This is a genomic window from Kribbella sp. NBC_01510 (assembly GCF_045040325.1).
GTDB lineage: Bacteria > Actinomycetota > Actinomycetes > Propionibacteriales > Kribbellaceae > Kribbella.
Window position 1 is genome coordinate 6,463,847 of sequence record NZ_CP109418.1, and the last position, 21,922, is coordinate 6,485,768.

24 protein-coding genes are annotated in these 21,922 nt (G+C 68.3%); 11 read left to right on the plus strand and 13 right to left on the minus strand.

Annotated features, from left to right (window positions below):
- Positions 1-49: 49 nt before the first annotated feature.
- Complete coding sequence (locus OG558_RS31995) at positions 50-1,936, plus strand: ABC transporter ATP-binding protein (RefSeq protein ID WP_405066294.1); 1,887 nt, start codon at positions 50-52, stop codon at positions 1,934-1,936.
- Between the two features lie 2 nt (positions 1,937-1,938).
- Here the strand turns inward: OG558_RS31995 and OG558_RS32000 are convergent, their stop codons facing one another.
- Genes OG558_RS32000 through OG558_RS32010 form a run of 3 tightly spaced genes read right to left on the minus strand, consistent with a single transcriptional unit; the run spans position 1,939 to position 4,365 of the window.
- Positions 1,939-2,484 (minus strand): hypothetical protein, encoded by a 546-nt coding sequence (locus OG558_RS32000; RefSeq protein WP_405066295.1) that lies wholly within the window; start codon positions 2,482-2,484, stop codon positions 1,939-1,941.
- Between the two features lie 24 nt (positions 2,485-2,508).
- Entirely contained in the window at positions 2,509-3,273 is a 765-nt protein-coding gene (uppS, locus tag OG558_RS32005) for a polyprenyl diphosphate synthase (RefSeq protein WP_405066296.1), read from the minus strand.
- A gap of 15 nt (positions 3,274-3,288) precedes the next feature.
- A complete protein-coding gene (locus OG558_RS32010) occupies positions 3,289-4,365 on the minus strand; it encodes an ATP-dependent DNA ligase (RefSeq protein ID WP_328521266.1) in 1,077 nt (358 codons plus the stop codon).
- An 87-nt stretch (positions 4,366-4,452) separates the two neighbouring features.
- Between OG558_RS32010 and OG558_RS32015 the strand changes: the two genes are divergently transcribed.
- The 5 genes from OG558_RS32015 to OG558_RS32035 all read left to right on the plus strand — a co-directional run bounded on the left by OG558_RS32015 (position 4,453) and on the right by OG558_RS32035 (position 6,928).
- Positions 4,453-5,187, plus strand: a complete 735-nt coding sequence (locus OG558_RS32015) for a hypothetical protein (protein WP_405066297.1) — start codon at positions 4,453-4,455, stop codon at positions 5,185-5,187.
- Positions 5,188-5,254: 67 nt separating this feature from the next.
- Positions 5,255-5,821: an FHA domain-containing protein gene (locus tag OG558_RS32020; protein ID WP_405066298.1), complete on the plus strand. Its 567-nt coding sequence runs from the start codon at positions 5,255-5,257 to the stop codon at positions 5,819-5,821.
- Between the two features lie 41 nt (positions 5,822-5,862).
- Positions 5,863-6,177, plus strand: coding sequence for a hypothetical protein (locus OG558_RS32025; protein ID WP_405066299.1), 315 nt, complete (start codon positions 5,863-5,865; stop codon positions 6,175-6,177).
- Positions 6,174-6,596 carry a MerR family transcriptional regulator gene (locus tag OG558_RS32030; RefSeq protein WP_405066300.1) on the plus strand — a complete coding sequence of 141 codons (423 nt, stop codon included), beginning with the start codon at positions 6,174-6,176 and terminating at the stop codon, positions 6,594-6,596. Before OG558_RS32025 ends, OG558_RS32030 begins: the two co-directional genes overlap by 4 nt.
- Positions 6,593-6,928, plus strand: a complete 336-nt coding sequence (locus OG558_RS32035) for a YnfA family protein (protein ID WP_405066301.1) — start codon at positions 6,593-6,595, stop codon at positions 6,926-6,928. Before OG558_RS32030 ends, OG558_RS32035 begins: the two co-directional genes overlap by 4 nt.
- On the opposite strand, the gene OG558_RS32040 is transcribed toward OG558_RS32035, so the two are convergent.
- Positions 6,929-7,690: a phytanoyl-CoA dioxygenase family protein gene (locus tag OG558_RS32040; RefSeq protein ID WP_405066302.1), complete on the minus strand. Its 762-nt coding sequence runs from the start codon at positions 7,688-7,690 to the stop codon at positions 6,929-6,931. It abuts the gene before it with no gap.
- 131 nt (positions 7,691-7,821) lie between these two features.
- Between OG558_RS32040 and OG558_RS32045 the strand changes: the two genes are divergently transcribed.
- Entirely contained in the window at positions 7,822-8,730 is a 909-nt protein-coding gene (locus OG558_RS32045; protein ID WP_405066303.1) for an AraC family transcriptional regulator, read from the plus strand.
- 41 nt (positions 8,731-8,771) lie between these two features.
- Positions 8,772-8,906: a hypothetical protein gene (locus OG558_RS32050; protein WP_405066304.1), complete on the plus strand. Its 135-nt coding sequence runs from the start codon at positions 8,772-8,774 to the stop codon at positions 8,904-8,906.
- 15 nt (positions 8,907-8,921) lie between these two features.
- Here OG558_RS32050 and OG558_RS32055 read toward each other — a convergent pair whose 3' ends face one another.
- A complete protein-coding gene (locus tag OG558_RS32055) occupies positions 8,922-9,896 on the minus strand; it encodes a zinc-binding dehydrogenase (RefSeq protein ID WP_405066305.1) in 975 nt (324 codons plus the stop codon).
- A gap of 92 nt (positions 9,897-9,988) precedes the next feature.
- On the opposite strand from OG558_RS32055, the gene OG558_RS32060 reads away from it, so the two are divergent.
- Positions 9,989-11,209: an ROK family protein gene (locus OG558_RS32060; protein ID WP_405066306.1), complete on the plus strand. Its 1,221-nt coding sequence runs from the start codon at positions 9,989-9,991 to the stop codon at positions 11,207-11,209.
- Positions 11,210-12,092: 883 nt separating this feature from the next.
- Here the strand turns inward: OG558_RS32060 and OG558_RS32065 are convergent.
- The 6 genes from OG558_RS32065 to OG558_RS32090 all read right to left on the minus strand — a co-directional run bounded on the left by OG558_RS32065 (position 12,093) and on the right by OG558_RS32090 (position 18,400).
- Positions 12,093-13,439 (minus strand): GH1 family beta-glucosidase, encoded by a 1,347-nt coding sequence (locus OG558_RS32065; RefSeq protein ID WP_405066307.1) that lies wholly within the window; start codon positions 13,437-13,439, stop codon positions 12,093-12,095.
- Between the two features lie 105 nt (positions 13,440-13,544).
- Positions 13,545-14,477: an aldo/keto reductase gene (locus OG558_RS32070; RefSeq protein WP_405066308.1), complete on the minus strand. Its 933-nt coding sequence runs from the start codon at positions 14,475-14,477 to the stop codon at positions 13,545-13,547.
- A complete protein-coding gene (locus OG558_RS32075) occupies positions 14,474-15,253 on the minus strand; it encodes a VOC family protein (RefSeq protein WP_405066309.1) in 780 nt (259 codons plus the stop codon). Before OG558_RS32075 ends, OG558_RS32070 begins: the two co-directional genes overlap by 4 nt.
- 18 nt (positions 15,254-15,271) lie before the next feature.
- Entirely contained in the window at positions 15,272-16,111 is an 840-nt protein-coding gene (locus OG558_RS32080) for a carbohydrate ABC transporter permease (RefSeq protein WP_405066310.1), read from the minus strand.
- Complete coding sequence (locus OG558_RS32085) at positions 16,108-17,082, minus strand: carbohydrate ABC transporter permease (RefSeq protein WP_405066311.1); 975 nt, start codon at positions 17,080-17,082, stop codon at positions 16,108-16,110. The genes OG558_RS32080 and OG558_RS32085 overlap by 4 nt, the downstream gene beginning before the upstream one ends.
- 4 nt (positions 17,083-17,086) lie before the next feature.
- Entirely contained in the window at positions 17,087-18,400 is a 1,314-nt protein-coding gene (locus OG558_RS32090; protein ID WP_405066312.1) for an ABC transporter substrate-binding protein, read from the minus strand.
- A 130-nt stretch (positions 18,401-18,530) separates the two neighbouring features.
- On the opposite strand from OG558_RS32090, the gene zapE reads away from it, so the two are divergent.
- Both zapE and OG558_RS32100 read left to right on the plus strand, forming a co-directional pair.
- Complete coding sequence (gene zapE / locus OG558_RS32095; RefSeq protein ID WP_405066313.1) at positions 18,531-19,586, plus strand: cell division protein ZapE; 1,056 nt, start codon at positions 18,531-18,533, stop codon at positions 19,584-19,586.
- A gap of 51 nt (positions 19,587-19,637) precedes the next feature.
- On the plus strand, positions 19,638-20,507 hold the full coding sequence (locus OG558_RS32100; protein ID WP_405066314.1) for a polyphosphate kinase 2 family protein: 870 nt from the start codon (positions 19,638-19,640) through the stop codon (positions 20,505-20,507).
- A 32-nt stretch (positions 20,508-20,539) separates the two neighbouring features.
- Here the strand turns inward: OG558_RS32100 and OG558_RS32105 are convergent, their stop codons facing one another.
- Both OG558_RS32105 and OG558_RS32110 read right to left on the minus strand, forming a co-directional pair.
- Complete coding sequence (locus tag OG558_RS32105) at positions 20,540-21,628, minus strand: Clp protease N-terminal domain-containing protein (RefSeq protein ID WP_405066315.1); 1,089 nt, start codon at positions 21,626-21,628, stop codon at positions 20,540-20,542.
- Complete coding sequence (locus tag OG558_RS32110; protein WP_405066316.1) at positions 21,628-21,855, minus strand: ribbon-helix-helix protein, CopG family; 228 nt, start codon at positions 21,853-21,855, stop codon at positions 21,628-21,630. The genes OG558_RS32105 and OG558_RS32110 overlap by 1 nt, the downstream gene beginning before the upstream one ends.
- Between the last annotated feature and the right edge of the window lie 67 nt (positions 21,856-21,922).

Consider the following 21,922-nt stretch of genomic DNA (forward strand, 5'->3'; position numbering starts at 1 on the left):
ACCTGAACTGTTGTGAAGGTCCACGAGGAAGACGTGGGGAGGTGACCGGATGTCAGGCATGATGCGCCCGGGCATGGGTGCGGCCAGTTGGCGCCGCCAGGACGAGTCAGTCGTCGGGAAGAAGCTCGCGAAGGGCACGCTGCGCCGGATCGTCCGGTTCGCCAAGCCCTACCGCTGGTACATCACGCTGTTCCTGGTCCTGGTGATCATCTCCGCTTTCCTGGTGATCGCCTCACCGTTGCTGTTCAAGAAGATCGTCGACGACGGCATCAGCAAGGGGAACGCGCCCCTCGTGACCGCGCTCGCTCTGGTCGTCGCCGTCCTCGCGGTGCTCGAGGCCGCGCTCGGCCTGATGCAGCGCTGGTTCTCGGCGCGGATCGGTGAAGGACTGATCTTCGACCTGCGCACCAAGGTGTTCTCGCATGTCCAGCGGATGCCGGTCGCGTTCTTCACCCGGACCCAGACGGGTGCGCTCGTCTCGCGGTTGAACAACGACGTGATCGGCGCCCAGCAGGCCTTCACCTCGACGCTGTCCGGCGTGGTCTCGAACATCATCAGCCTGATCCTCGTGGTCGGCGCGATGCTGGTGCTGAGCTGGCAGCTGACCGTGGTGGCGATCCTGATGCTGCCGATCTTCCTGATCCCGGCCCGGGTCCTCGGACGCCGGCTGGCCACGATGACCCGCGAGCAGATGAACCTCAATGCGGAGATGTCGACGTCGATGACCGAGCGGTTCAGCGTCGGGGGAGCGCTGCTGGTCACGCTGTTCGGTCACCCGTCGATCGAGGACCGCGACTTCGGCGAACGCGCCGGCCGGGTCCGCGACCTGGGCATCCGGATCGCGATGGTCGGCCGGGTGTTCTTCACGGCGCTGACGCTGGTCGCGGCTCTCGCGACGGCCCTGGTGTACGGCGTCGGCGGCAACCTCGCGGTCCGCCAGGCGCTGACCGTGGGCACACTGCTGGCGCTCGTCGCGCTGCTCGGCCGCCTGTACGGACCATTGACCGCGCTGTCCAACGTGCGCGTCGATGTGATGACCGCGCTGGTCTCGTTCGAGCGTGTCTTCGAGGTGCTCGACCTGGAGCCGATGATCAAGGACAGCCCCGGCGCGCAGGACTTGCCGGCGGGCGCGGCGAGCGTGGAGTTCGAGCACGTCGCGTTCTCGTACCCGACTGCCGAGCAGGTGTCGTTGGCGAGCCTCGAGTCGGTCGCGGTCCTCGACAAGCGCGTGTCGGCGCAGGTGATCGAGGATGTCAGCTTCGCCGTCCGCCCCGGTCAAATGGTTGCCCTGGTCGGCCCGTCCGGCGCCGGCAAGACCACGATCACGAACCTGGTCGCGCGCCTGTACGACGTGACCGGTGGCGCGGTCCGGGTCGGCGGCCACGACGTACGCGATGTCACGCTGCGGTCGTTGCACGGTGCCATCGGATACGTGACGCAGGACGCGCACATGTTCCACGACACGATCCGCGCGAACCTGGCCTATGCGAAGCCGGGCGCGTCGGACGACGAGATGATCGAGGCGCTCCGGGCGGCGCAGATCTGGGACCTGGTGTCGTCGTTGCCCGATGGTCTGGACACCGTGGTCGGGGATCGCGGTCACCGGCTGTCCGGTGGCGAGCGGCAACGACTCGCGATCGCCCGGTTGTTGCTGAAGGCACCGCAGATCGTCGTCCTCGACGAGGCGACCGCGCATCTGGACTCCGAGTCGGAGGTCGCCGTCCAGCGGGCGCTCGACACCGCGCTGGAGGGACGTACGTCGCTGGTGATCGCGCACCGGCTGTCCACCGTGCGGAACGCCGACCTGATCCTGGTTGTTGACCACGGCAACATCGTCGAACGCGGCACCCACGAGCAACTGCTTGCCGCGGGTGGCGAGTACGCCGACCTGTATCACACGCAGTTCAAGGAAACCGGCACAGCGGCAGGTGTCTGATCCTACGGAGCCGGCTCTTTGGGCTGCTGGTCGTGCTCCAGCAGATGGAGCACCGGTACGCCGAGGTGGCGGCGGGCCGAGTTCGTCCAGTCGAGGTGGAAGAACTCCGCGACGATGTGCCCGCGAGTCAGGATGATGACCTCCTGCCCGTCCACGTGGTCCACGGTCGCGACCAGAGCGTCGATCGGCCGTTCGTGGGTGATGCCGCCCTCGGCGTTCTGACCGAGATCGCGCAGCCGCTGGACGCTCCGCCCGGTGCAGCCCTTCGCCTCGGTGTCGATCGCCTGCTGGGCCTCGGCGAGGTCCTGGCGCTGGGTGGCGAGCCCCGGCCCGTAGAGATCCGCGGTACCGAGGGCGCTGATCGAGGCCTCCACGCCGGCCTCCGCGTTGTGGCACGGCACGAGCACGTGGTACTTGACCGGCTCGGGCATGTCCTGGTGCAGGTCGACGACGCGCTTGGCGTCCGGCTCGGACAGTTCCTGTTCGACGAGCAGTACGACGTCGTACATCTCGCAACCTCCGGTTCCTACCAGTCGGTATGCCTCCATGATGCCCCTTGTACCCACCAGGAGTCAGCTGGATCGCTCCAGTTGCCGCCGGCCGTAGGTACGAAGCGCACGCAGCAGATCGATCTCCCGAAACGCGGGCCAGTAAACATCGCAGAAGGCGATCTCCGACCGCGCCGTCTGCCAGAGCAGGAAGTCCGACATCCGCAGCTCGCCGCTGGTCCTGATCACCAGCTCCGGATCCGGCAGGTCCGGCAGGTAGAGGTGCCGCCGGATGTCGTCCTCGGTCAGCGCACCCGCGACCTCCGCCGCCGAGCGGCCCGACGCGGCTGCCTCGTCCAGCAGTTCCCGGACGGCGTCCAGCACCTCACCCCGGCCGCTGTACCCGATCGCGATCGTCAGTTCGCCCGCCCCTGAGCGGTACCGGGTCTCCTCGACCGCTTCCTTCAGCGCGCGAGCCGTTGAATCAGGCAACAAATCCAGCTGGCCGGCGACATGCAGCCGCCAGTTGTGGTCGCGTCGTACGTGGTCGGCCAGGACCGTCTCGGTCAGGTGCATCAGGTAGTCGACCTCGGCCGAGTCGCGTCGCCGCATGTTGTCGGCGGACGCGACCCATGCCGTGACACAGCGGATCCCGGCCTCCGAGCACCATTGCAGGAACAGCTCCAGGTGCTCCGCGCCGAAGCGGTGGCCGATGCGTACGTCGTCGTACCCGGCGCCCCGTGCCCAGCGGCGGTTGCCGTCCATGGCGATCGCGACGTGCTGCGGCATCGGCAGGCCGGCCAGCTGACGTCGCAGGATCCCGGCGTACAGGCGATACAGGGCCTTCATCAATTCAGCGCCGGATCAGCGTTGGGCGCTGGACAGGACGTCGGCGAGGTCGAACTTCACGGGCTCCTCGAGCTGCTCGTACGTGCACGACTCCGGCGTACGGTCCGGGCGCCAGCGGACGAACTGCGCCGTGTGCCGGAACCGGATGCCCTCCATGTGGTCGTAGCGGACCTCGACCACCAGCTCCGGGCGCAGCGGTGTGAACGAGAGGTCCTTGCCCGCCTGCCAGCGGCTGCCTTCAGCGTTGCGCGGCGTCCGCACGCCCTCCTCCTGCTTGGCCCACGCCCACGGATGGTCGTCGAACGTCGTGACGAGCGGCTGCATCTCCTCGAAAAGCTCCTTGCGCCGCTCGAGCGGGAACGCGCCGATCACGCCGACGCTGGCCAGCGTGCCGTCCTCGTTGTAGAGCCCGAGCAGCAAGGAGCCGATGCGGTCAGGCCCGCTCTTGTGGATGCGGTACCCGGCCACCACGCAGTCCGCCGTACGCTCCGGCTTCACCTTGAACATGACCCGTTTGTCCGGCTGGTAAAGGCCGTCCAGCGGTTTCGCGATCAGCCCGTCCAGGCCGGCGCCCTCGAACTGCTCGAACCACTGCCCGGCGGTGGCGTGATCGGTCGTCGCAGGCGTCACGTGGATCGGTGCCTTGACGCCGGCGAGTGCGTCGATCAGAGCGGTACGGCGTTCCGCGAACGGGCGCTCCATGTAGTCGTCGTCCCCGAGCGCCAGCAGGTCGAACGCGACGAACCGGGCCGGGGTCTTCTCCGACAGCATGTTCACCCGGCTCGCGGCCGGGTGGATCCGTTGCTGCAGCACCTCGAAGTCGAGCCGGTCGCCGGACTCGCCGATCACGATGATCTCGCCGTCGATCGCGCACCGCTCCGGCAGGTTCGCCTTCACCGCCTCGACCAGCTCCGGGAAGTACCGGGTCATCGGCTTCTCGTTCCGGCTGCCGATCTCGACCTCGTCACCGTCGCGGAAGATGATCGAGCGGAACCCGTCCCACTTGGGCTCGTAGCTCAGCTCCCCGCGCGGGATCTCCTTCACCGGCTTGGCGAGCATCGGCTTGACCGGTGGCATCACAGGCAGTCGCATCCCGTCATTCTCACCCACGCACCAACTCCTCACCTACGGGACGCGTCCCACAGCTGAGGACGAATTGACCAACTCGGGAGGTTGATCATGACGATCAAGGGTCTTGGTAAGGGTGGAGTCATGGCGGCGGCGCTGGCCGTTACCGCTCCACTCGTGCTCGCTGGCGCGGCGGCTCCTGCGGTCGCGACGAGCGCTCAGACGACGGCGGTGACGTCGTGTCGCGGTTCCGTCGTGCGGCTCGACCCGGTGACGTACGCCGACCGCCTGGTGCGCGCCTGGGGTCGCGGCGACCGTGCGACGGCGGCCTGTTACGGAACCGCGAGCACCGTGCGAGCACTGTTCGCGCAGGCGTCGCCGGGTGGCATCCACTGGCGCCGGGTCTCGGCGGAAGGCGCCCTAGGGACGATCTTGGTGACCTACCACGACGACGCCCGTGGCGGGAATCTGACCGTGGGCGTGCAGAATGCGGCGCCGGAGCTGCGAGGGCCGGGTGGCTGGCACGCGGCGTACACCCTGCGCTTCATCGGTGAACCACGCGCCTGGAGCCCGGTGCAGTGGTCCGACAACCTGGTCCGGGCCTGGGGTCGTGGCGACTCGAAGTGGATGTCGTACTACGCAACGCCCGCGGTGAAGAAGGCACTGACGCACATCGCGGCCGTCGGTGGTCCGAACTGGCGCCGCGTCTCGACGGAGGGTGCGGCAGGTACGACGTTCGTGACGTACCGCAACTCCACAACCGGTCACCGGTTGACCATCGGAATCTCGAACGTCAGGCTCTCGCAGGGCGACGCACACGTCGCCTACCTGGCGAGCTACCGCTGACGGGGTGCCCGGCCGCCCCCGGGCCCAAGGTTGGACACCGAACCGGCCTGGACCGACAATTCGGTGTATGACATCGGCGCCGGTGGAGGGGACGCGTCCATCGGACGCCGAGCGGGACCGCGCCCTGGCCGTCCTGCGCGAGGGCGCCGGGTCGGGCCGTTTGTCGCAGGACACCTTCATCCGGCGGATGAATTTCGTGCTCCGCGCCCAGAGCCGCGGTGAGCTCGCCAACGCGATCCGCGACCTGCCCCGAGCCGAACCCCGCCGCCCCGGCTGGATCCGGCAGTTGCGTCGCAGAGTCGACACGATGCTCGCCACCTTTCCACAGTTCGCCGTCGCGCGACGTACGCCGGCCCTGCCGCTGCCCGGACTCGCGCTGCCGGCCCCCGGCTCGCCGACCGTCCGGATCGGCCGCGGTCCTGGCGCGACCCTGCGCCTGGCCGACGTCTCCGTCTCCCGCTGCCACGCCGAGCTCCGGCACGTTGACGACGGCTGGATGGTGCGCGACCTCGGATCGATGAACGGGACCGAGGTCAACGGCTCGCGCATCACCACGCCGGTCCGGGTCCGTCCCGGCGACCGCATCCGGTTCGGAGCGGTCGCGTTCGTGCTCACCTGGACAGATCAGCCGTAGGGCTTGCATCCGGTACCTGGGTACAGGTTTACCGTCGATCCATGGACACCGACTGGACCCCTTCCGCTTGCACCCTTCCGACCGCCGAGTTGCCGCTGCGGCGCGCCGAGTTCGACCAGCTCTTCGCCGACTATCTCCGCGGCGCCGACCGCGTCGACCCGCACACCCTCGACCTCCTCCTCGCCGCCGACTCTCGCGCGACAGCCACCGACCTGACCGCCCGCGAGAACGAATGCTGTTCGTTCTTCACCTTCACCTTCACCGAGGCACCGGACGACCGCATCCGCCTCCGGATCCACGTGCCGCCCGCGTACGTCGCCGTACTCGACGGGTTGAGCGAGCGGTTGCCGCAGTGAGACCTGGAGAGGTTGCGGCCGCGGCCGGTGTGAACCTGCAGACCTTGCGGTACTACGAACGCCGCGGGCTGCTCGACGAACCGGTACGCAGCCTCGGCGGGCACCGGATGTACTCGCATGACGCGGTCACGACGTTGCGGGTGATCAAGGCGGCCCAACGGCTCGGGTTCACGCTCGCGGAGGTCTCGGAGTTGCTCGACACGGCCAGGCATCGGCATGCTCTCGGCGAGGGAGCCGGGCTGCAGGCCCGAGCGCGCCAGAAGCTGGCCGATGTGGAAGCGAAGATCGCCGACCTGACCGTGATCGCCGAGACCCTGCGCGCCGGGATCGCCGCCGGTTGCGACGATCTGCAGACCTGCGCGGGCGACCCGGACTGCCCGCTCCCGTTCACCGACCTCGGCCAGGGCGACCGCTCGTGACCGTACTGCGGTCGGTCGGGCTGTTCGTCCTGGCCGCGCTGGCAGAGATCGGCGGCGCCTGGCTGGTCTGGCAGGGCTGGCGCGAACACCGCGGAGTGTGGTGGATCGCGGGCGGCGTGATCGCGCTCGGAGCCTACGGCTTCGTCGCGACCTTCCAGCCCGATCCGAACTTCGGCCGCATCCTCGCCGCGTACGGCGGTGTGTTCGTGGCCGGCTCGCTCGTGTGGGGGATGGTCGTGGACAAGTTCCGCCCCGATCGCTGGGACCTGCTCGGCGCAGCGATCTGCCTGGTCGGCGTCGTGATCATCATGTACGCGCCGCGCAGTTCCTGATCAGCGCTCGGCGACGACGCGGCCGCCGTCGAGGAACGGGTCGAACGACCCGTGGGCGCTCGTACCGTCCTTGGCCGGGATGACCTCCTTCGAGTACTGAGCGATGTACACGCGCCGGTTCCGGTCGGTGAGATTGGGCCCGCTGCGGTGGATGACGACGCTCGAGAAGACCACGATCGAGCCCGCTCGGGCGGTCATCGGGATGCCGGGATCGCTGCCGAAGTAGCACACCATGTCGTTGAGCTCGGGGTCCTTGATGTGCTTGATGTACGACCTGATGCCGGACCGCGAGTACGGCAGCAGGTAGACCGAGCCGTTCTCCTCGGTGACGTCGTCGAGGGCGATCCAGCAGGTCAGGTAGGGCTCGTGGTCCTCGTGGACGTAGCCGGAGTCCTGGTGCCAGGCGAACGCCGTGTTCGGGTCGCCGGCCTTGATCACGTACTGCTCCCAGAACAGGTACGCCTCGTCGCCCAGCGTCGCCCGGCAGATCTCGGCCATCGTGTCGCTGAACAGGAACTGCCGCAGTTCGGGCCGGTCCTGGTAGATCATGCTGCTGAAGTACCGCTTGCCGCGGTGGTTGATGCCGAGCGAGTCGGTGCCGGCGGCATCCATCGCGGCGTCGAGTTTGTCGATCGAGTACTGCGCTCCGCCGCGCAGCAGCTCGAGTTGCTCGTCGGTGAGCACGCTGTCCAGCACGAAGTAGCCCTCGTCGCGGAACTGTTCCAGGTGCTCGCGCGTGACCAGGTCGGTGGTCGATGTCATCGTGCGGTCCTCCGGTCGATCGGCTGGTCCCTTCCACCGAGAACGCTAGGGCGGCCGCGCTGGACAGAGAATGTCTGCACGCGACCCGGGCATGAACATTTTGGCGTTTCGGGCTGGGTACTGTTGCCGGCATGAGTGAGCGGACGATCGTCACGATCGCCGAGGGTCCGGTGACCAGGCTCGGCCAGCTGGTGCTCGCCGGCGAGGTGATCGACGCCGAGCCGATCATGTCGTCGACGCTGCGGGTGATGGACGCGTACGTGCTGTCGGTGCTGATCGATGGCGAGGGCAACTATCGCGACGCCGACGGCCGCGACGAGCGGCTCCGGCCGGGCGCGCACACGATCCTGCCACCCGGGTTCCGGCACACGTACCACACCGATCCGGGGGAGCGGTGGACGGAGTTGTTCGTCGTCTTCACCGGACCGCTGTTCGACGCGCTCGCCCAGCTGGCCGGCGCCGGTCCGCGGTACCCGGTGCCGCCGCCGTCGATCGAGGCGCTGCGCACCGTACTGCGCTCGCCGCCACGGACTCGCCGGGTCGCGGAGCATCAGCTGCTGGCCTTGGCCGACTGGCTGATCGACACCGACGACACCGACGACTTTCCCGACGTGAGCATGGAGATCGTGGACGCGATGGGGCGGCTCGCCGACGATCTCACCGCGAGCACGGACCTGGCGGCCGTGGCGGCCGAGTCGGGGCTGAGCTACGACACGTTCCGGCGCCGGTTCACGGCACAGGTCGGCCAGACCCCGGCCGCCTTCCGGAGCGCGCGCCGGCTGCAGGCGGCCGCCACGCTGTTGCGGGTGACCGACCTGACGCACCGGGAGATCGCGCGGACCCTCGGATTCGCCGACGAGTTCCATCTGTCCCGCCGCTTCCGGTCCCACTTCGGCGTCTCCCCGCGCGACTACCGCCGTACCTGTGCTACTACGCCCGGTTTGGGGATGGCGGCGAGTAGTTCGGCGAACGCGATCCGAACTGGCCGTGGACCGACGGCCTGCGGCACCTCGTCGAATCCATCGAGAACGGTACGCTGACCGTCACCCGGCCCGAGCACGCCTTCCACTCCCTCGAGGTGATGCTCGCCGCCAAGCGCTCAGCCGCCGAGAGCCGCGTGATCGAGGTGACGAGCCCGTTCCCCGACCTCGACTACGGCACCCCCGCCGGCCCTGCAGAAGCCGCCCGCCCGGCCCACGACCCTCGCACCTCCTGAGCTGGGGCCCCCGTCTCAGGGGATGAGGACGACCTTGCCGGTGGTGGCGCGCGTCTCCAAGGCGCGGTGGGCCGCCGCCGCTTCGGAGAGCGGGAACGTCGTCGTGAGCGCGTGCCAGCGGCCGGACACGGTCTCTTCGAGGGCCGCCGCCTCGCGCGCGCGCAGCTGCGACGTCATCTTCGCGCCGAGCGCCCAGCCGGCGGTGAGGCGGCGGGCCATCAGATCCTCGTGCGTGAACTCGATCGACCCACCGCCGGACCAGCCGAACATCAGCACGCGCCCACCGACCCCGAGTAGCTCGAAGGCCCGCTGGCCGCTCGCGCCGCCGACCCCGTCGAGCAGGACGGTGATCTCCCGATCGCCCAGCTCCGCCTTCAAGGCACTCGCCCACTCCGGATCCGTGTAGTCGATCGCGTTCTGCGCACCCAGCGAGCGGACCAGGTCGACCTTGGTGGGTCCGCCGGCCAGCCCGATCACGGTTGCACCCGCGTTCCGCCCGGCCTGGACCAGGTAGCTGCCGATCCCGCCCGCGGCCGCCGTCACCAGGACGACATCGTCCGCGCTCAGCTTGGCCTGGCTCAGGATTCCGGCCGTCGTCCGGCCGGTCCCGATCGCGGCGACCGCCTGCGCCGCGTCGACGTGGTCGGGGAGTTCGTACAGCGACTCCACCTTGGCCACCGCGAGTTCGGCGTACCCGCCGGGGACCATGCCGAGGTGCACCACCACCCGTTTGCCGATCCACGACGAGTCGACGCCGGGCCCGACCGCGGTGACGCGCCCGGAGACCTCGCGGCCGGGGATCGTCGGCAGCTCCGGCACCGGGATCGGGCTACCGCCGGTCGAGCCGGACCTGATCATCGTGTCGACCAGGTGGACACCGGCCGCCTCCACCTGAATGAGCACCATGCCCGGATCGGGGGTGGGATCCGGAGCCTCCTCGTACCGTAGGTTCTCCGCCGGACCGAACTCGTGCAATCTGATCGCCTTCACACCGACCGAGGCTAGAACCTCAACAAACATTGAGGTCAAGCTATCCCACTTTCTTACTTTGTGTATTAAAGTGCGGAGCGAGGGAGGGTAACGTGGCGAAGATTCTGAAGGGTGCGAACGCGCAGGAGACGCACAGCGCGATCCTCGACCTGATCCGCTCCAGCGGCACGGTCACCCGGGTCGACCTGGCGGAGCGGTCCGGCCTGACCGGCGCGTCCATCTCCCGGGTGGTCAAGCAGTTGCTCGCCGACGGCCTGATCGTCGAGACCGGCCTCGGCGATCCGACCGGCGGCAAGCGGGCGACGCTGCTGCAGTTCAACCCCCGTGCGCGGCACGCCGTCGGCATCTCGATCGACACGCCGAGTACGACGTACGTCGTCACCGACATGAGTGGACGGGTGATCGAGCAGGTGTCGTCGCGCGGCATCGGCCGGGACTCGCCCAGCACAGCGGTCAAGCGGATCACCGCCGAGCTCGAGGACCTGATCGTGAAGGCGGAGATCGAGCCGGCCACCCTCGTCGGCGTCGGGGTCGCCTTGGCCGGTCGCCAGGGCGGGGGAGGCCAACGGCTGCTGCGGACGAACTCGTCGAAGTACGCCTGGGAGCCGTTCGCCGTCCGTGACACCCTGCGGGCCGCGATCGACCACCCGATCGTGGTGGAGAACGACTCGACCTGCGCCGCGATCGGCGAGTTCTGGGCCGGCCGGATCCCGTCGGTGAACGACTTCGCCACCGTCTACATGGCGGCCGGTTTCGGGCTCGGCCTGGTCACCGACGGCGACGTGTACCGCGGCTCGTCGTCGAACGTCGGCGAGATCGGCCACATGGTCCTGGACGTGAACGGCCCGGAGTGCTGGTGTGGCAGCCGCGGGTGCCTGGAGAGTCTCGCCGCACCGGCTGCCGTGGTGAAACGTGCCGAGCAGGACGAGGCGCTGGTGAACGAGCTCGCCCTGCGCGGCCGGCAGCTGGCGGTCCGGTCCGACTTCGCGAAGATCGCCCGGCTCGCGGCCGCCGGCGACCCGCGCTGTGTGCGGCTGATCGAGGAGTCCGCGACGTACCTGGCGCAGGCGCTGCTGTCGATCACGAACCTGCTCGACCTCGACCAGATCATCCTCGCGGGTCCCGGCTTCAGCGAGGCGGGCGGCCTCTACGTCCGGATCGCGTCGGCCGAGATCAACCGGCTGTCGTTCGTCCGCGCGATGCACCCGACCCGGGTCGAGCTCTCGAAGCTGGGCCCGAGCGCCGCGGCCCTCGGCGCCGCCTCCCTCGTCCTCCACAGCCAGCTCACCCCCCACCAGAAGTCCAGCCGCTAGCCAACCGCAGCAGCCGGGCCGCGGTCTCGTTGACGGACTCGAGCGCGAAGATCACCCCCCCAGCGCCTTGGGTGACATCCGCATGGCGACCGGCTGCCGGGCCCTCGGACAAGACCTGGTGGGCCGCAACACGCTATTGCGGCTCCTGTGTCGTTTCCGTGGGTGAGCGGTCCTTGCGGAGTCGGAGTCGGTGTCGGTGTCGGTGTCGGTGTCGGTGTCGGTGTCGGTGTCGGTCTGGCGGGATCGTTGCTGGTGCGGACCTGAGGTACTCACCAACCTCACCGTCGGGTCATCACCGGCGCAGGTCTGAGCGGGACCGGCCAGGGCGGTGTCTGCTTGGTGAGTGACACAGATCCGCGCCACGGACCCGGACCCGCCCCCTGCCGTGGTCACGTCCGTTCCCTGCAGTGCCCCCGCCCGCGCCGTCCTCGGCCGGGGTGTGGATCGGAGCTGTGGACGACGGCGAGGATCGTCTTTGTGCACCAGATCCGTACGCCGAGGCAGTCGCCGTACGGATCTGGTGCACAAAGTGGCCGATCCCGGACCCCAGTCCGCGTCGGACCGGGTCGGCGGACCGCGTCGGACCAGCTCGGCGGACGAGCTCGGCGAACCGGGTCGGCGGACCGGGTCGGCGGAGGCGCGTGGCGCTCGGGCTGTCGTGCAGGCGGGCGGGGGTGGTGGTCCGCTGGGATGGGGTTGGGCCAGCGGCTGACCAACTGCCGGGGCCTGGGACACGTACTGGTGGGTTGGGACACGTTATTCCTTGTCCCAACCCACCAGGAGGTGGCCCACCCCCCGAGAGCTGGCCCACCCCCGAGAGGTGGCCCACCCCCCGAGAGCTGGCCAGTTGAGCGTCTGGCCGGCTGAGGGTGTGCAGGTAGCTTCAGCTCAGGAAGTCCTTCAGCCAGAGGCCGCTCTTCTTGACGGTCCGCTGCTGGGTGACGTAGTCGACGTACACGATCCCGAAGCGCCGGCTGTAGCCCCAGGCCCATTCGAAGTTGTCCATCAGCGACCAGGCGAAGTACCCCTTCAGCGGGAAGCCCTCGGAGACGAGGTCCTGGCACACCGCGGTGTGCTGCTGCAGGTAGTCCAGCCGCTCGTCGTCCTCGACGGTCCCGTCCGCGGTCAGTTCGTCCGGGTACGCCGATCCGTTCTCCGTCACATACAACGGCAACTCCGGCGCCATCTTGTTGATCGTGACCAGGATGTCGCGCAGTCCGGCGGCCTGGATCGGCCAGCCCATCTGGGTCCGCGGCAGACCGGTGTCGACGGCAGCGACATTCTCACTGCCGGGTTGCGTCGACGGACCGGGCGTGGAGATCGGCCCGTCCGGCGCGGCTACCGTGGTCGGGCAGTAGTAGTTCACGCCGATGAAGTCCAACGGCGCGGAGATCACCGCGAGATCGGCCTCCTGCGCGGCGAACCATTCGGTCAGCCCGGTGTCCTCGAGCACGTCGGCCGGATACGTGCCGGCCAGCAGCGGATCGAGGAACATCCGGTTCCGCAGTCCGTCCACCCGTCGCGCGGCGTCGAGGTCCGCGGCCGAGTCCGAGGCGGCGTGGATCGGCGCCGGGTTCAGGGCGATGCCATACGAGCCCTCTGACGACCGGAGCGCCTCGAGCGCCAGCCCGTGCCCGAGCAGCAGATGGTGCACAGCCTTCAGCGCCTCAGCACCCTCGGTCCGCCCCGGCGCGTGCTCGCCGTTCCCGTATCCGAGGAAGGCCGAGCACCATGGCTCGTTCAGCGTCATCCAATGCTTGATGACGTCCGACAGCGCGTCGTGCGTGACAGCCGCATAGTCGCGGAACCGCTCGGCCGTGGACCGCACGAGCCAGCCACCCGCGTCCTCGAGCGGCTGGGGCAGATCCCAGTGGTAGAGCGTCGCGTACGGCGTTACGCCGTTCTCCAGGCAGGTTTCGGCGAGCCGCCGGTAGAAGTCCAGTCCGGCGGAGTTCGTCGCACCGGAGCCGGCCGGGACGATCCGCGGCCAGGCGACCGAGAACCGGTACGCCGTCAGGCCGAGGCCCGCCAGCAGTCGGATGTCGTCGGCGAACCGGTGGTAGTGGTCGACGGCGACGTCACCGTTGGTGCCGTCGGAGATCTTGCCGGGCGTGTGCGCGAAGGTGTCCCAGATGCTCGGGCCGCGCCCGCCCGTGGAGACCGCGCCTTCCACCTGGTACGACGCCGTCGCCGCGCCCCAGGTGAAGCCCGGTGGGAAGCCGTTCGTCACGTCGTCTCCTTTTGGTCGTGTTCGATGGTCCCGCGCCGTAGCGAGCAGGTGCGCCGAGGTGCCGTGCCGAGTGCCGCGCAGTAGGCGTGGGACCATCGGACACGACTAACCTTCAACCCAGTATCGCTCTTGGGGGAGGAGGCTACCTAACCGGTTAAGGAGCTCAGCTGGGAGGTCGGCCTCGAGCGATGTGATCAACGCGTCGACTCGCGAAGGCTTGCTGATGCCGACCACGGTCCCGGCGATGTCCGGGTTGTCCACCGAGTGCCGGAGCGAGGCGGTGGCGAGGTCGGTCCCGAACTCGTGGCAGGCTTTGTCCATCTCGGCGACGGCTTCCAGTACGGCGTCCGGCGCGTCGCGGTACGCGTACTTCGTGGCGCCCTGTGGGTTGGCCAGGATCCCGCCGCCGTAGATCGCCGCGTTGACCACCGCGATGCCGTCACCGGTCGCCCGGCGGATCAGGTCGCCGGCCGAGTGGTCGACGAGGCTCCATCGGTTGTGCACGAGCAGCACCTCGAAGCCGCCGAGGTCGAGATAGCGGCTCAGCTCGACGGTGTTCCCGCCCGCGAGCCCGACATGCCCGATCTCGCCGTCGGCCCGGAGTTGCATCAGCGTGTCGACGGCCTCGCGCATCGAGTCGAAGTCGTGGAACTCCGGATCGTGCAGATAGACCAGCGGGAGGTCGTCGAGCCCGAGCCGCTCCTTGCTCTCGGCAACACTCGCGCGCACCCGGGCGCCGGAGTAGTCCTGGCCGCGGGCGTCGACCTTCGTCGCGACCAGGAAGCCGTCCGGGAGACCGCCGTACTCGCGGATGGCCTGGCCGATCCGCAGTTCGCTCTCGCCGTCGCCGTACCCGTTGGAGGTGTCGATCCAGGTGAGCGGACTGTCGAATACCCGCACGACGAGGTCGACCGCCTCCTGCCGGGTCACGTCGTACCCGAAGACCGCGGGCATGCCCGCGATCGCGCTGCCGCCGGCGCAGACGGCGGACACGGTCAGTCCGGTGGAACCGAGGGGCCTCAGCCAGTCGTCTCTCATGCCTCGGAGCCTACGGCGAACGCGAAGCCGTCGGGATCGACGTAGACACTCGTCCCGTCAGGTGCGGTGGCCGTATTCAAGTCCGTCGGGGGGTTGCCGGCGAGTTCGGCGTACGCGAAGCCGGCGACGTCGAGCTGGGGCTCGCGGAAGGTCTTGTCCACCTCGTAGGTGAACACCTCCAGGACCGTGTCGCCGCCCTTGAGGTAGCCGATGCTGAAGCCGCGCTGGTCGTGTGGTTGCTCGATCGTGCCGATGAACGAGAAGCCGTAGTGCTCGTGGTAGTAGTCGCTGGTCGCGGCCCGCTCCTCGATCGTCACCGCGACGTGGTCCAACCGCGGCCGCCGCGGTACGCCGAGGGCACGTTCCCGCGCGACTCCGTCGGCGTCGAGCACAGCTGCGTACTGGAGATCGCCCTGGATCATCTCGAGCAGCGTGCCGTCGGGATCGTAGAAGAAGCAGATCCGGACCTCGCCCTCGGCGTCGAGCGGATCCAGCTTGAACTCCACCCCGGCGGCCTTGAGTACGTCGGCCCGCTCGTCGAGCCGGTCGACCTTGAAACCGATGTGGCGGAAGCCCTTCTGCAGATCGTCCGGCGACCAGGTGCTCTGATCGCGGCCGTTGCCCACGGCCCGTAACTCGACCGTCGCGGTCACCGCGTCCAGGACGGCGCGCTTCGGCGTCGGCTCGCCGACCACGCGGAGCTCCAGGAACTTGGTGTAGTACTCGACCGAGCGCTGGACGTCCGTGCAGTTGACCACGACGTTCTTGATCGGCATAAGACCTCTTCCAGTCAGCTAGTTCTTGACCGCGCCGAGCATCATCCCGGCGACGAACTGCCGCTGCATCCGGACGTAGACGACGACGACCGGTACGACGGACAGCGTGAGGCCGGCGGTGAGCGCCGGCCAGTTGGTGGAGTACTGGCCCATCAGGGTGAACAGCACGGGTTGCAGGGGGAGTGACTCGGTGTTGCGCAGGACCGTATTGGCGATCAGGAACTCGTTCCAGGTGGAGAGGAACTGGAAGATCACCACGGTCGCGATCCCGGGCCGGGTCAGCGGCAGGATCACCCGCCGGAAGATGGTGAGCTCGCTGCCACCGTCCACCCGGGCCGCCTCGATCAACTCGTCGGGCAATGTCTGGAAGAACGCCCGCATCAGAAACATCGCGAACGGCGCCGAGCCGGAGATGTAGAGCACCAGCAGACCGGCCTGGCTGTCGAGCAGCCCGAGCGATTTGAGCTCGAGGTAGAGCGGGATGATCAGCGCCGTCGACGGCATCATCAGGGTCGTCAGCAGCAGCACGAACAGCGTGTTGCGGAACGGGAAGTCGAGCTTGGCGAACGCGTACCCGCTGAGCGTGGCGAACACGAGGACGCCGATCACGGTGACGGACGTGATCCAGACGCTGTTCCAGAAATGCAGCGGGAACTCGATCGAGGTCCAGGCTTCCTTGTACGCCGTACCCGTGAACTTCCGCGGGATGATCGGTCCGTTGAAGATCGTGTGCTGTTCGCGTAGCGACGTGACCACCATCCAGACGAACGGGAACGCCATCAGCACGCAGAACGGCAACAGCACGAAGGTCGCGAACGACCTGCCGACCCAAGGCTTCTGCGCATTGGTGATACTCACCGGTCCGCCCTCCTCGTCAGCCAGAGTTGGGCGATGACGGCCAGCGTGCAGAGCACCATCGTCACGACGCTGAACGCGCTGGCGTAGCCGAGTTGCGGGATCGAGCCCGACGTCGAGCCGAAGGCGAGCGAGTAGAGGTAGGTGCCGAGCACCTCGCTGGCGTGGTTCGGCCCGCCGCCGGTCATCACGAAGATCACGTCGAACGCCTTGAACCCGTTGAGCAGGCCGAGGCTGACAATCAGACCGGTGACCACGCGCAGGCTCGGGACCGTGATGTGCCGGAACTGCTGGACGGTGTTGGCGCCGTCCATCGCCGCCGCCTCGTAGAGGTTCGGGTCGATACTCTGCAGACCGGCGAAGTAGATCAGCATGGTGAAGCCGAGACCGCCCCAGACCGTCACCACGACGATGGCCGGCAGCACCGTCTTCTGATCGGCCAGCCAAGGATGCTGCAGGCTGTCCAAACCGATTGCCCCGAGCAACCGGTTGAGCGTGCCGATGTTCGGGTCGTAGATCAGCTTCCACAGCACTGCGGACACCACGAACGACACGATGCCCGGGATGAACAGGATGGTCCGGACCACGATGCCGACCTTCGACCAGACCACGTTGACCAGTACGGCGATGACGAGGCCGAGGAACGTGAGCACTGCCGTGGTGACACCCGTCAGCACCAGCGTGATGATCAGGGCTCGCCGGGCCACCGGGTCGTTCAGCATCCGGCTGTAGTTGTCGAAGTTCACGAATCTCGGCGTACCGAAGCCGCCCCAGGAGGTGAGGCTCAGGTACGCCGTGTAGAGGATCGGCCAGAGCACGAACCCGAGGAACAGCGCGAACGTCGGCAGCACGAACAGGTAGCCGGCGATGCGCTGCGATTTCCTCAGCGGCGAACCGAACCGGTACGGCGGCCGCCGGGGGAGCGGTCGCCGATCGGCCGGAGCGACGTTCTTGCTCGAGAGGACAGTCGCCATCCGATCAGCCGCCCTTGGCGTTCTGCACGGCCTGCTGCATCTCCTTGGCGACCGCGGCCGGTTCTCCCTTGCCGTCGAAGATCTTGGCGAGCGGATCGCCGGCCGCCACGGAGCCGGGGCCGAACGGGATGTGCGGGCAGCCGTCGCCGTCGAGCAGCCAGGATGTCATCTGCTTCATGATCGGCAGCTCGATCCGGCTCGCCGCGCTCTTCGTCGCCGGCATCGAGTTGGACTCGTTCATGGTGGGGGAGTACTGGTCGGCGGAGTACATGAACTTCAGGAACTCCAGCGCGGCGTCCTTGTTCTTGCTGTTCGCCGACACGGCCCAGCCGGCGCCGGCCTGGTTCGCGGTCCAGTGCCGCTTGCCGGAGGCAATGGCCGGGGTCTTCATCACCTTGTACTTCCTGTTGAACGCCGGCGTCGCGTCCTTGGTCAGGCCCTGTGGCGTCCAGCTGCCGTTGAACAGCATCGTGGCCTTCTCGGTGTAGAAGATCTGCGGCGCCTGGTCTCCGCTGGTCCCGGTGGTGCCGGGCTGGAAGACGCCGCCGTTCACGATCTTCTGCTGCAGCTCGATCGCCTGGACGACCTTCGGATCCTCGTACGTCGCCCCGTCCTTCAGCTGGTCGAGCTTGAGGTAGAAGGTCGGGTCGTCGGCAACTTGCGTGATGAGCGGAAGGAAGAAGTCCAGGGAGCTCGTCGTCGGGTTGCAGCTGAGCGCCACCGGGAACTTGCCGGTGGCCTTGATCTTCGCCGCCGCCGCGATCAGGTCGTCCCAGGTCTCGATCTCGTCCTCGCCGACGCCGGCCTTCTTCAGCAGGTCCGGGTTGTAGAACAGGCCGAACGTCTGTGCCATCCAGCCGACCGCGTACTGCTTGCCGTCCAGGGTGTACTCCTGGTTGGCCGAGTCGAAGAAGTCCTTCAGGAAGTCGTCGCCGAGCTCCTGCTTCAGGTCGGCGGAGATGCCGCCGGTGCCGTAGGTCAGCGCCCGGGTGTGCGGCGCGAAGATCTCCGGGACATCGCCACCGGCCACCGCGGCCTGCAACGCGGGCAGGTACTGATCCGGGGTGCCGAAGATCCGGTTCTCGATCGTGATGTTGCTGTGTGCTGCCTGGAACTTCTCGATCAGCTTCGGGAACTGGTCCTCCTGGTCGTTGTACCAGGACCACATCCGGACCACGGCCTTTCCGCCGCTCGTGGTCCCGCCGCCGCTGTCACTGCCGCCACAGGCGGCCAGCGTGGACCCCAGTCCGAGGGCCGCCGCGCCACCACCCAGCGCGCCCTTGAGTACCGTCCGCCGCCGTACGTGCCGTTCGCCCATCGCCGACTCCTAGTCGCTCACCTCACGAACCTCACATCAACTTCCTAACTGAAAGTAAGAAAGTGGTCAAGGTCCGGGACTGCGCTTTCCGACTTTTCCGGAGCTGCGGTCCGGCCCCTAGGGTTGGGGCATGGTGATTCGGCTGAGCGAGCGGTGGCCGGAGGTGAGTTCGGATCGGTTGCTGTCGGAGTGCGTGCCTCCGCCGCGGTTCGCCGACGTCCGGTTCGCGACGTACCGCCCGGATCCGGACGAGCCCTCCCAGGCCGAGGCGCTCGAGGTGCTGTCGGAACGCGCGACGAAGCTGGCCCGCCCGCGCCCGGCGCCGACGCTGTGGTCCCGGCTCCGCGGAGGCCGCGGCGGTTCGTCGTCGGGCGCACGAGAGTCGGCGGTGGACAAGCCCGGGATCTATCTCGACGGCGGGTTCGGAGTCGGCAAGACGCACCTGCTCGCGTCACTCTGGCACGAAGCCTCCGGACCGAAGATGTACTGCACCTTCGTCGAGCTCACCAACCTCGTCGGCGCCCTCGGTCTCCGCGCCGCCGTCGAGGCGTTGTCGTCGTACCGGCTGATCTGCATCGACGAGTTCGAGCTGGACGATCCCGGCGACACGATGCTGATCTCCCGGCTGCTCGGCCAGCTGGTCGCCGCCGGGGTCGAGTTGGCCGCGACGTCGAACACGCTGCCGGACAAGCTCGGCGAGGGCCGGTTCCAGGCGATCGACTTCCTCCGCGAGATCCAGGCGCTCGCCGCGCATTTCGACGTACGCCGGATCGACGGACCGGACTACCGGCATCGCGGCCTTCCGGTGGCGCCCGAGCCGTGGCCGGACGAGCGGGTCGAGCAGACCGCGGCCGACCGCCCCGGCGCGTCCTGTGACCACTTCGTCGACCTGCACCGCCACCTGGCCGAACTGCACCCGAGCAAGTACGGCGCTCTACTCGACGGCGTCGAGACTGTCGCGATCACAGACATCCGCCCACTCACCGACGAGAACGTCGCCCTCCGGATGGTCGTCCTGGCCGACCGCATGTACGACCGGAACCTGCCGCTCCTGGCCGGCGGCGTAGCACTGGACCAGCTGTTCTCCCCGGAGATGCTCAAGGGCGGCTACCGCAAGAAGTACCTCCGCGCGCTGTCCCGCTTGATCGCCCTGACCCGCGAGTCGGTCGATCACGCCACGTCCTGAGATCCGCACCAGCTCCGCTCATCTCAGCGGTTGATGAGGCAGTATGGGCCAATGGCGAAGCAGAAGAAGGGTCAGAAGGCGGAGGACGGTGGACTGCGCGCTGAGCTGCGAGTGCCGTCCGGCCCGGTGGACCTGACGAAGTACGACACGCGAGCCACGCCCGGGTTCAGTGGGGGCAAGGCTGACGGCAAGGCTGCGCTGAAGAGCCTCGGTAGTGAGGTCTCCGACTGGCAGGAGCGGCTGTTCGCCGAGGGACGCAAGGACGGACAGCGCAGCGTGCTGCTGGTCCTGCAGGGGATGGACACGTCCGGCAAGGGCGGAGTGATCCGGCACGGCGCGGGACTGATGGATCCGCAGGGCCTGAAGATCACGTCGTTCAAGGCGCCGACGGCGGCCGAGAAGCGACGCGGCTTCCTGTGGCGGATCAAGCAGGCGCTGCCGGAGGAGGGGATCGTCGGGATCTTCGACCGGTCGCATTACGAGGACGTGCTGATCGCTCGGGTGCGCAACCTCGTCACCCCGAACGTGTGGGACCGGCGCTACGACCAGATCAACGACTTCGAGGCGGAGCTGGCCGCGAACGGCACGACGATCCTGAAGTGCTACCTGCACATCTCGGCGGACCAGCAGCGGACCCGGCTCGAGACCCGGCTGGACGATCCGACCAAGCACTGGAAGTACAACCCGGGCGACGTTGACGAGCGGAAGTTCTGGCCGGACTATATGGACGCCTACCATGCGGCGATCGAGCGCTGTAACACGCCCGAGGCGCCGTGGTACGTCATCCCGAGCGACCGCAAGTGGTACCGCAACTGGGCCGTCACCACGATCCTCCTCGAGACGCTCAAGGAGCTGGACCCCGAGTGGCCGGTCGCCGACTACGACATCGTCACCGAGCAGAAGCGCCTCGCCGCCACCTGATCTGAGCGGACGCCTGATGCCCGGCCAAGGGATCAGGCGTCCGGATCGATGTCGTGCTCCCGCAGCAGGTTGCGGAGGTGAGCCACCTGCTCGTGCAGGCGTTCGTTCTCGTCCAGGACATGGTTGAGCTCGCCCAGGAGATGGTGGCGACGGCCGAAGGTGGTCCAGCCCGATGCGTCGTCGGCGAGCATGCCGGCGACGGCGGACTCGGACCGCCGGCGGCGATCGATCCGATCCTCGACCTTGCGGCGGATGGCGTCCGGGTCGGAGGTGAGCTTGGTCAGGATCTGGCCGGCGACGCCCTCACCGTCGCGCAGCAGGCCGAGCAGCAGATGCTCGGTGCCGAGCTGGTCGGAGCCCCGCCGCCGGGCCTCGTCCCACGCGTGCTCGAACGTGCTCTTCGCCCGCGGCGTGAACGGGATGGTCCCGGCCTCCCCGCGCCCACGGCCGAGGATCTCCACCATCAGGTCACGGACCGCTGGAGCCGTGATCCCGAACCCGGCCAGCACCCGCTCCGCGATGCCCTGTCCCTCCTCGATGAGCCCGAGCAGCAGGTGCTCGGTCCCGATGTAGACATGGCCGAGTTTCCGCGCCTCCTCCTGGGCCAGCGCGACGACTCGCTTGGCTGGATCACTGAATCGCTCGAACATCCGGATTCCCCTCCGCCACTCGTTGTCGACAGTCAGTTCGGCGACCGCGTCCTCCAGCACCAGGTCGAGCCGCAGATGTTCCTGCAGGTCGCCGGCCGTGACCGGTTCCTGCTCGAGCCGGGCCCGGACAAACTCGGCAACCTCGGGTGCGGTCGCAGCGCCGGCTGTGATCCGATCCAGCAAGTCGTCCACTTCCGACACCGGCTCGAGCCGCAGCTCAGCCCGGTTCAGCGCGGTGAACTGCAGGACGACCGCGACCGCCACCACCCGATTAGGCCCGTCGAACGGGCGCTCCCGGACCAGCCCTGCCAGCAACACCCCGGCCGCCTCAGCCATCCCAGGGGTACGCCGGACATCGGCCAGCACTCGGTCGATCGTGTCCAGGTCCGTCCGGCGTACGGCGTCCTCCGACTCGCACTGCAACACGCGAGCCGCCACCGCGAGTACGTCGTACCGGCCGAGGTAGCGCATCAGGCGTCTCCGCGGAGGCGGCGTAGGGACTCCTCGTGGCGGGCCAGGTTTTCCTCCAGGAGGCGGCTGAACCGCGTGTCCTGCCGCCGCTGATCGACCAGCGCCGTGATCGCCTCTCGCGCGACATCCGACACCGACCGGCCTTCCACCGACGCCACCGTCTGCAGCCGCTCGGCCAACTCCGGATCAAGCCGCAACAGGATGTTCTTCGTCCCGTCCTTCACCATAGATAGCAAGATATCACGCTATCTCAGTCCAGAACCTGGGCTGCCGGGACTCGTGAGCCTGGGAGTG

Bases quoted from the DNA above. Each gene is read 5' to 3' on its own strand.
- OG558_RS31995 (WP_405066294.1), top strand. From the start codon at position 50: ATGTCAGGCATGATGCGCCCGGGCATGGGTGCGGCCAGTTGGCGCCGC.
- OG558_RS32000 (WP_405066295.1), bottom strand. From the start codon at position 2,484: ATGGAGGCATACCGACTGGTAGGAACCGGAGGTTGCGAGATGTACGAC.
- uppS (WP_405066296.1), bottom strand. From the start codon at position 3,273: ATGAAGGCCCTGTATCGCCTGTACGCCGGGATCCTGCGACGTCAGCTG.
- OG558_RS32010 (WP_328521266.1), bottom strand. From the start codon at position 4,365: ATGCGACTGCCTGTGATGCCACCGGTCAAGCCGATGCTCGCCAAGCCG.
- OG558_RS32015 (WP_405066297.1), top strand. From the start codon at position 4,453: ATGACGATCAAGGGTCTTGGTAAGGGTGGAGTCATGGCGGCGGCGCTG.
- OG558_RS32020 (WP_405066298.1), top strand. From the start codon at position 5,255: ATGACATCGGCGCCGGTGGAGGGGACGCGTCCATCGGACGCCGAGCGG.
- OG558_RS32025 (WP_405066299.1), top strand. From the start codon at position 5,863: ATGGACACCGACTGGACCCCTTCCGCTTGCACCCTTCCGACCGCCGAG.
- OG558_RS32040 (WP_405066302.1), bottom strand. From the start codon at position 7,690: ATGACATCGACCACCGACCTGGTCACGCGCGAGCACCTGGAACAGTTC.
- OG558_RS32045 (WP_405066303.1), top strand. From the start codon at position 7,822: ATGAGTGAGCGGACGATCGTCACGATCGCCGAGGGTCCGGTGACCAGG.
- OG558_RS32050 (WP_405066304.1), top strand. From the start codon at position 8,772: ATGCTCGCCGCCAAGCGCTCAGCCGCCGAGAGCCGCGTGATCGAGGTG.
- OG558_RS32070 (WP_405066308.1), bottom strand. From the start codon at position 14,477: ATGAGAGACGACTGGCTGAGGCCCCTCGGTTCCACCGGACTGACCGTG.
- OG558_RS32075 (WP_405066309.1), bottom strand. From the start codon at position 15,253: ATGCCGATCAAGAACGTCGTGGTCAACTGCACGGACGTCCAGCGCTCG.
- OG558_RS32085 (WP_405066311.1), bottom strand. From the start codon at position 17,082: ATGGCGACTGTCCTCTCGAGCAAGAACGTCGCTCCGGCCGATCGGCGA.
- OG558_RS32090 (WP_405066312.1), bottom strand. From the start codon at position 18,400: ATGGGCGAACGGCACGTACGGCGGCGGACGGTACTCAAGGGCGCGCTG.
- zapE (WP_405066313.1), top strand. From the start codon at position 18,531: ATGGTGATTCGGCTGAGCGAGCGGTGGCCGGAGGTGAGTTCGGATCGG.
- OG558_RS32100 (WP_405066314.1), top strand. From the start codon at position 19,638: ATGGCGAAGCAGAAGAAGGGTCAGAAGGCGGAGGACGGTGGACTGCGC.
- OG558_RS32105 (WP_405066315.1), bottom strand. From the start codon at position 21,628: ATGCGCTACCTCGGCCGGTACGACGTACTCGCGGTGGCGGCTCGCGTG.
- OG558_RS32110 (WP_405066316.1), bottom strand. From the start codon at position 21,855: ATGGTGAAGGACGGGACGAAGAACATCCTGTTGCGGCTTGATCCGGAG.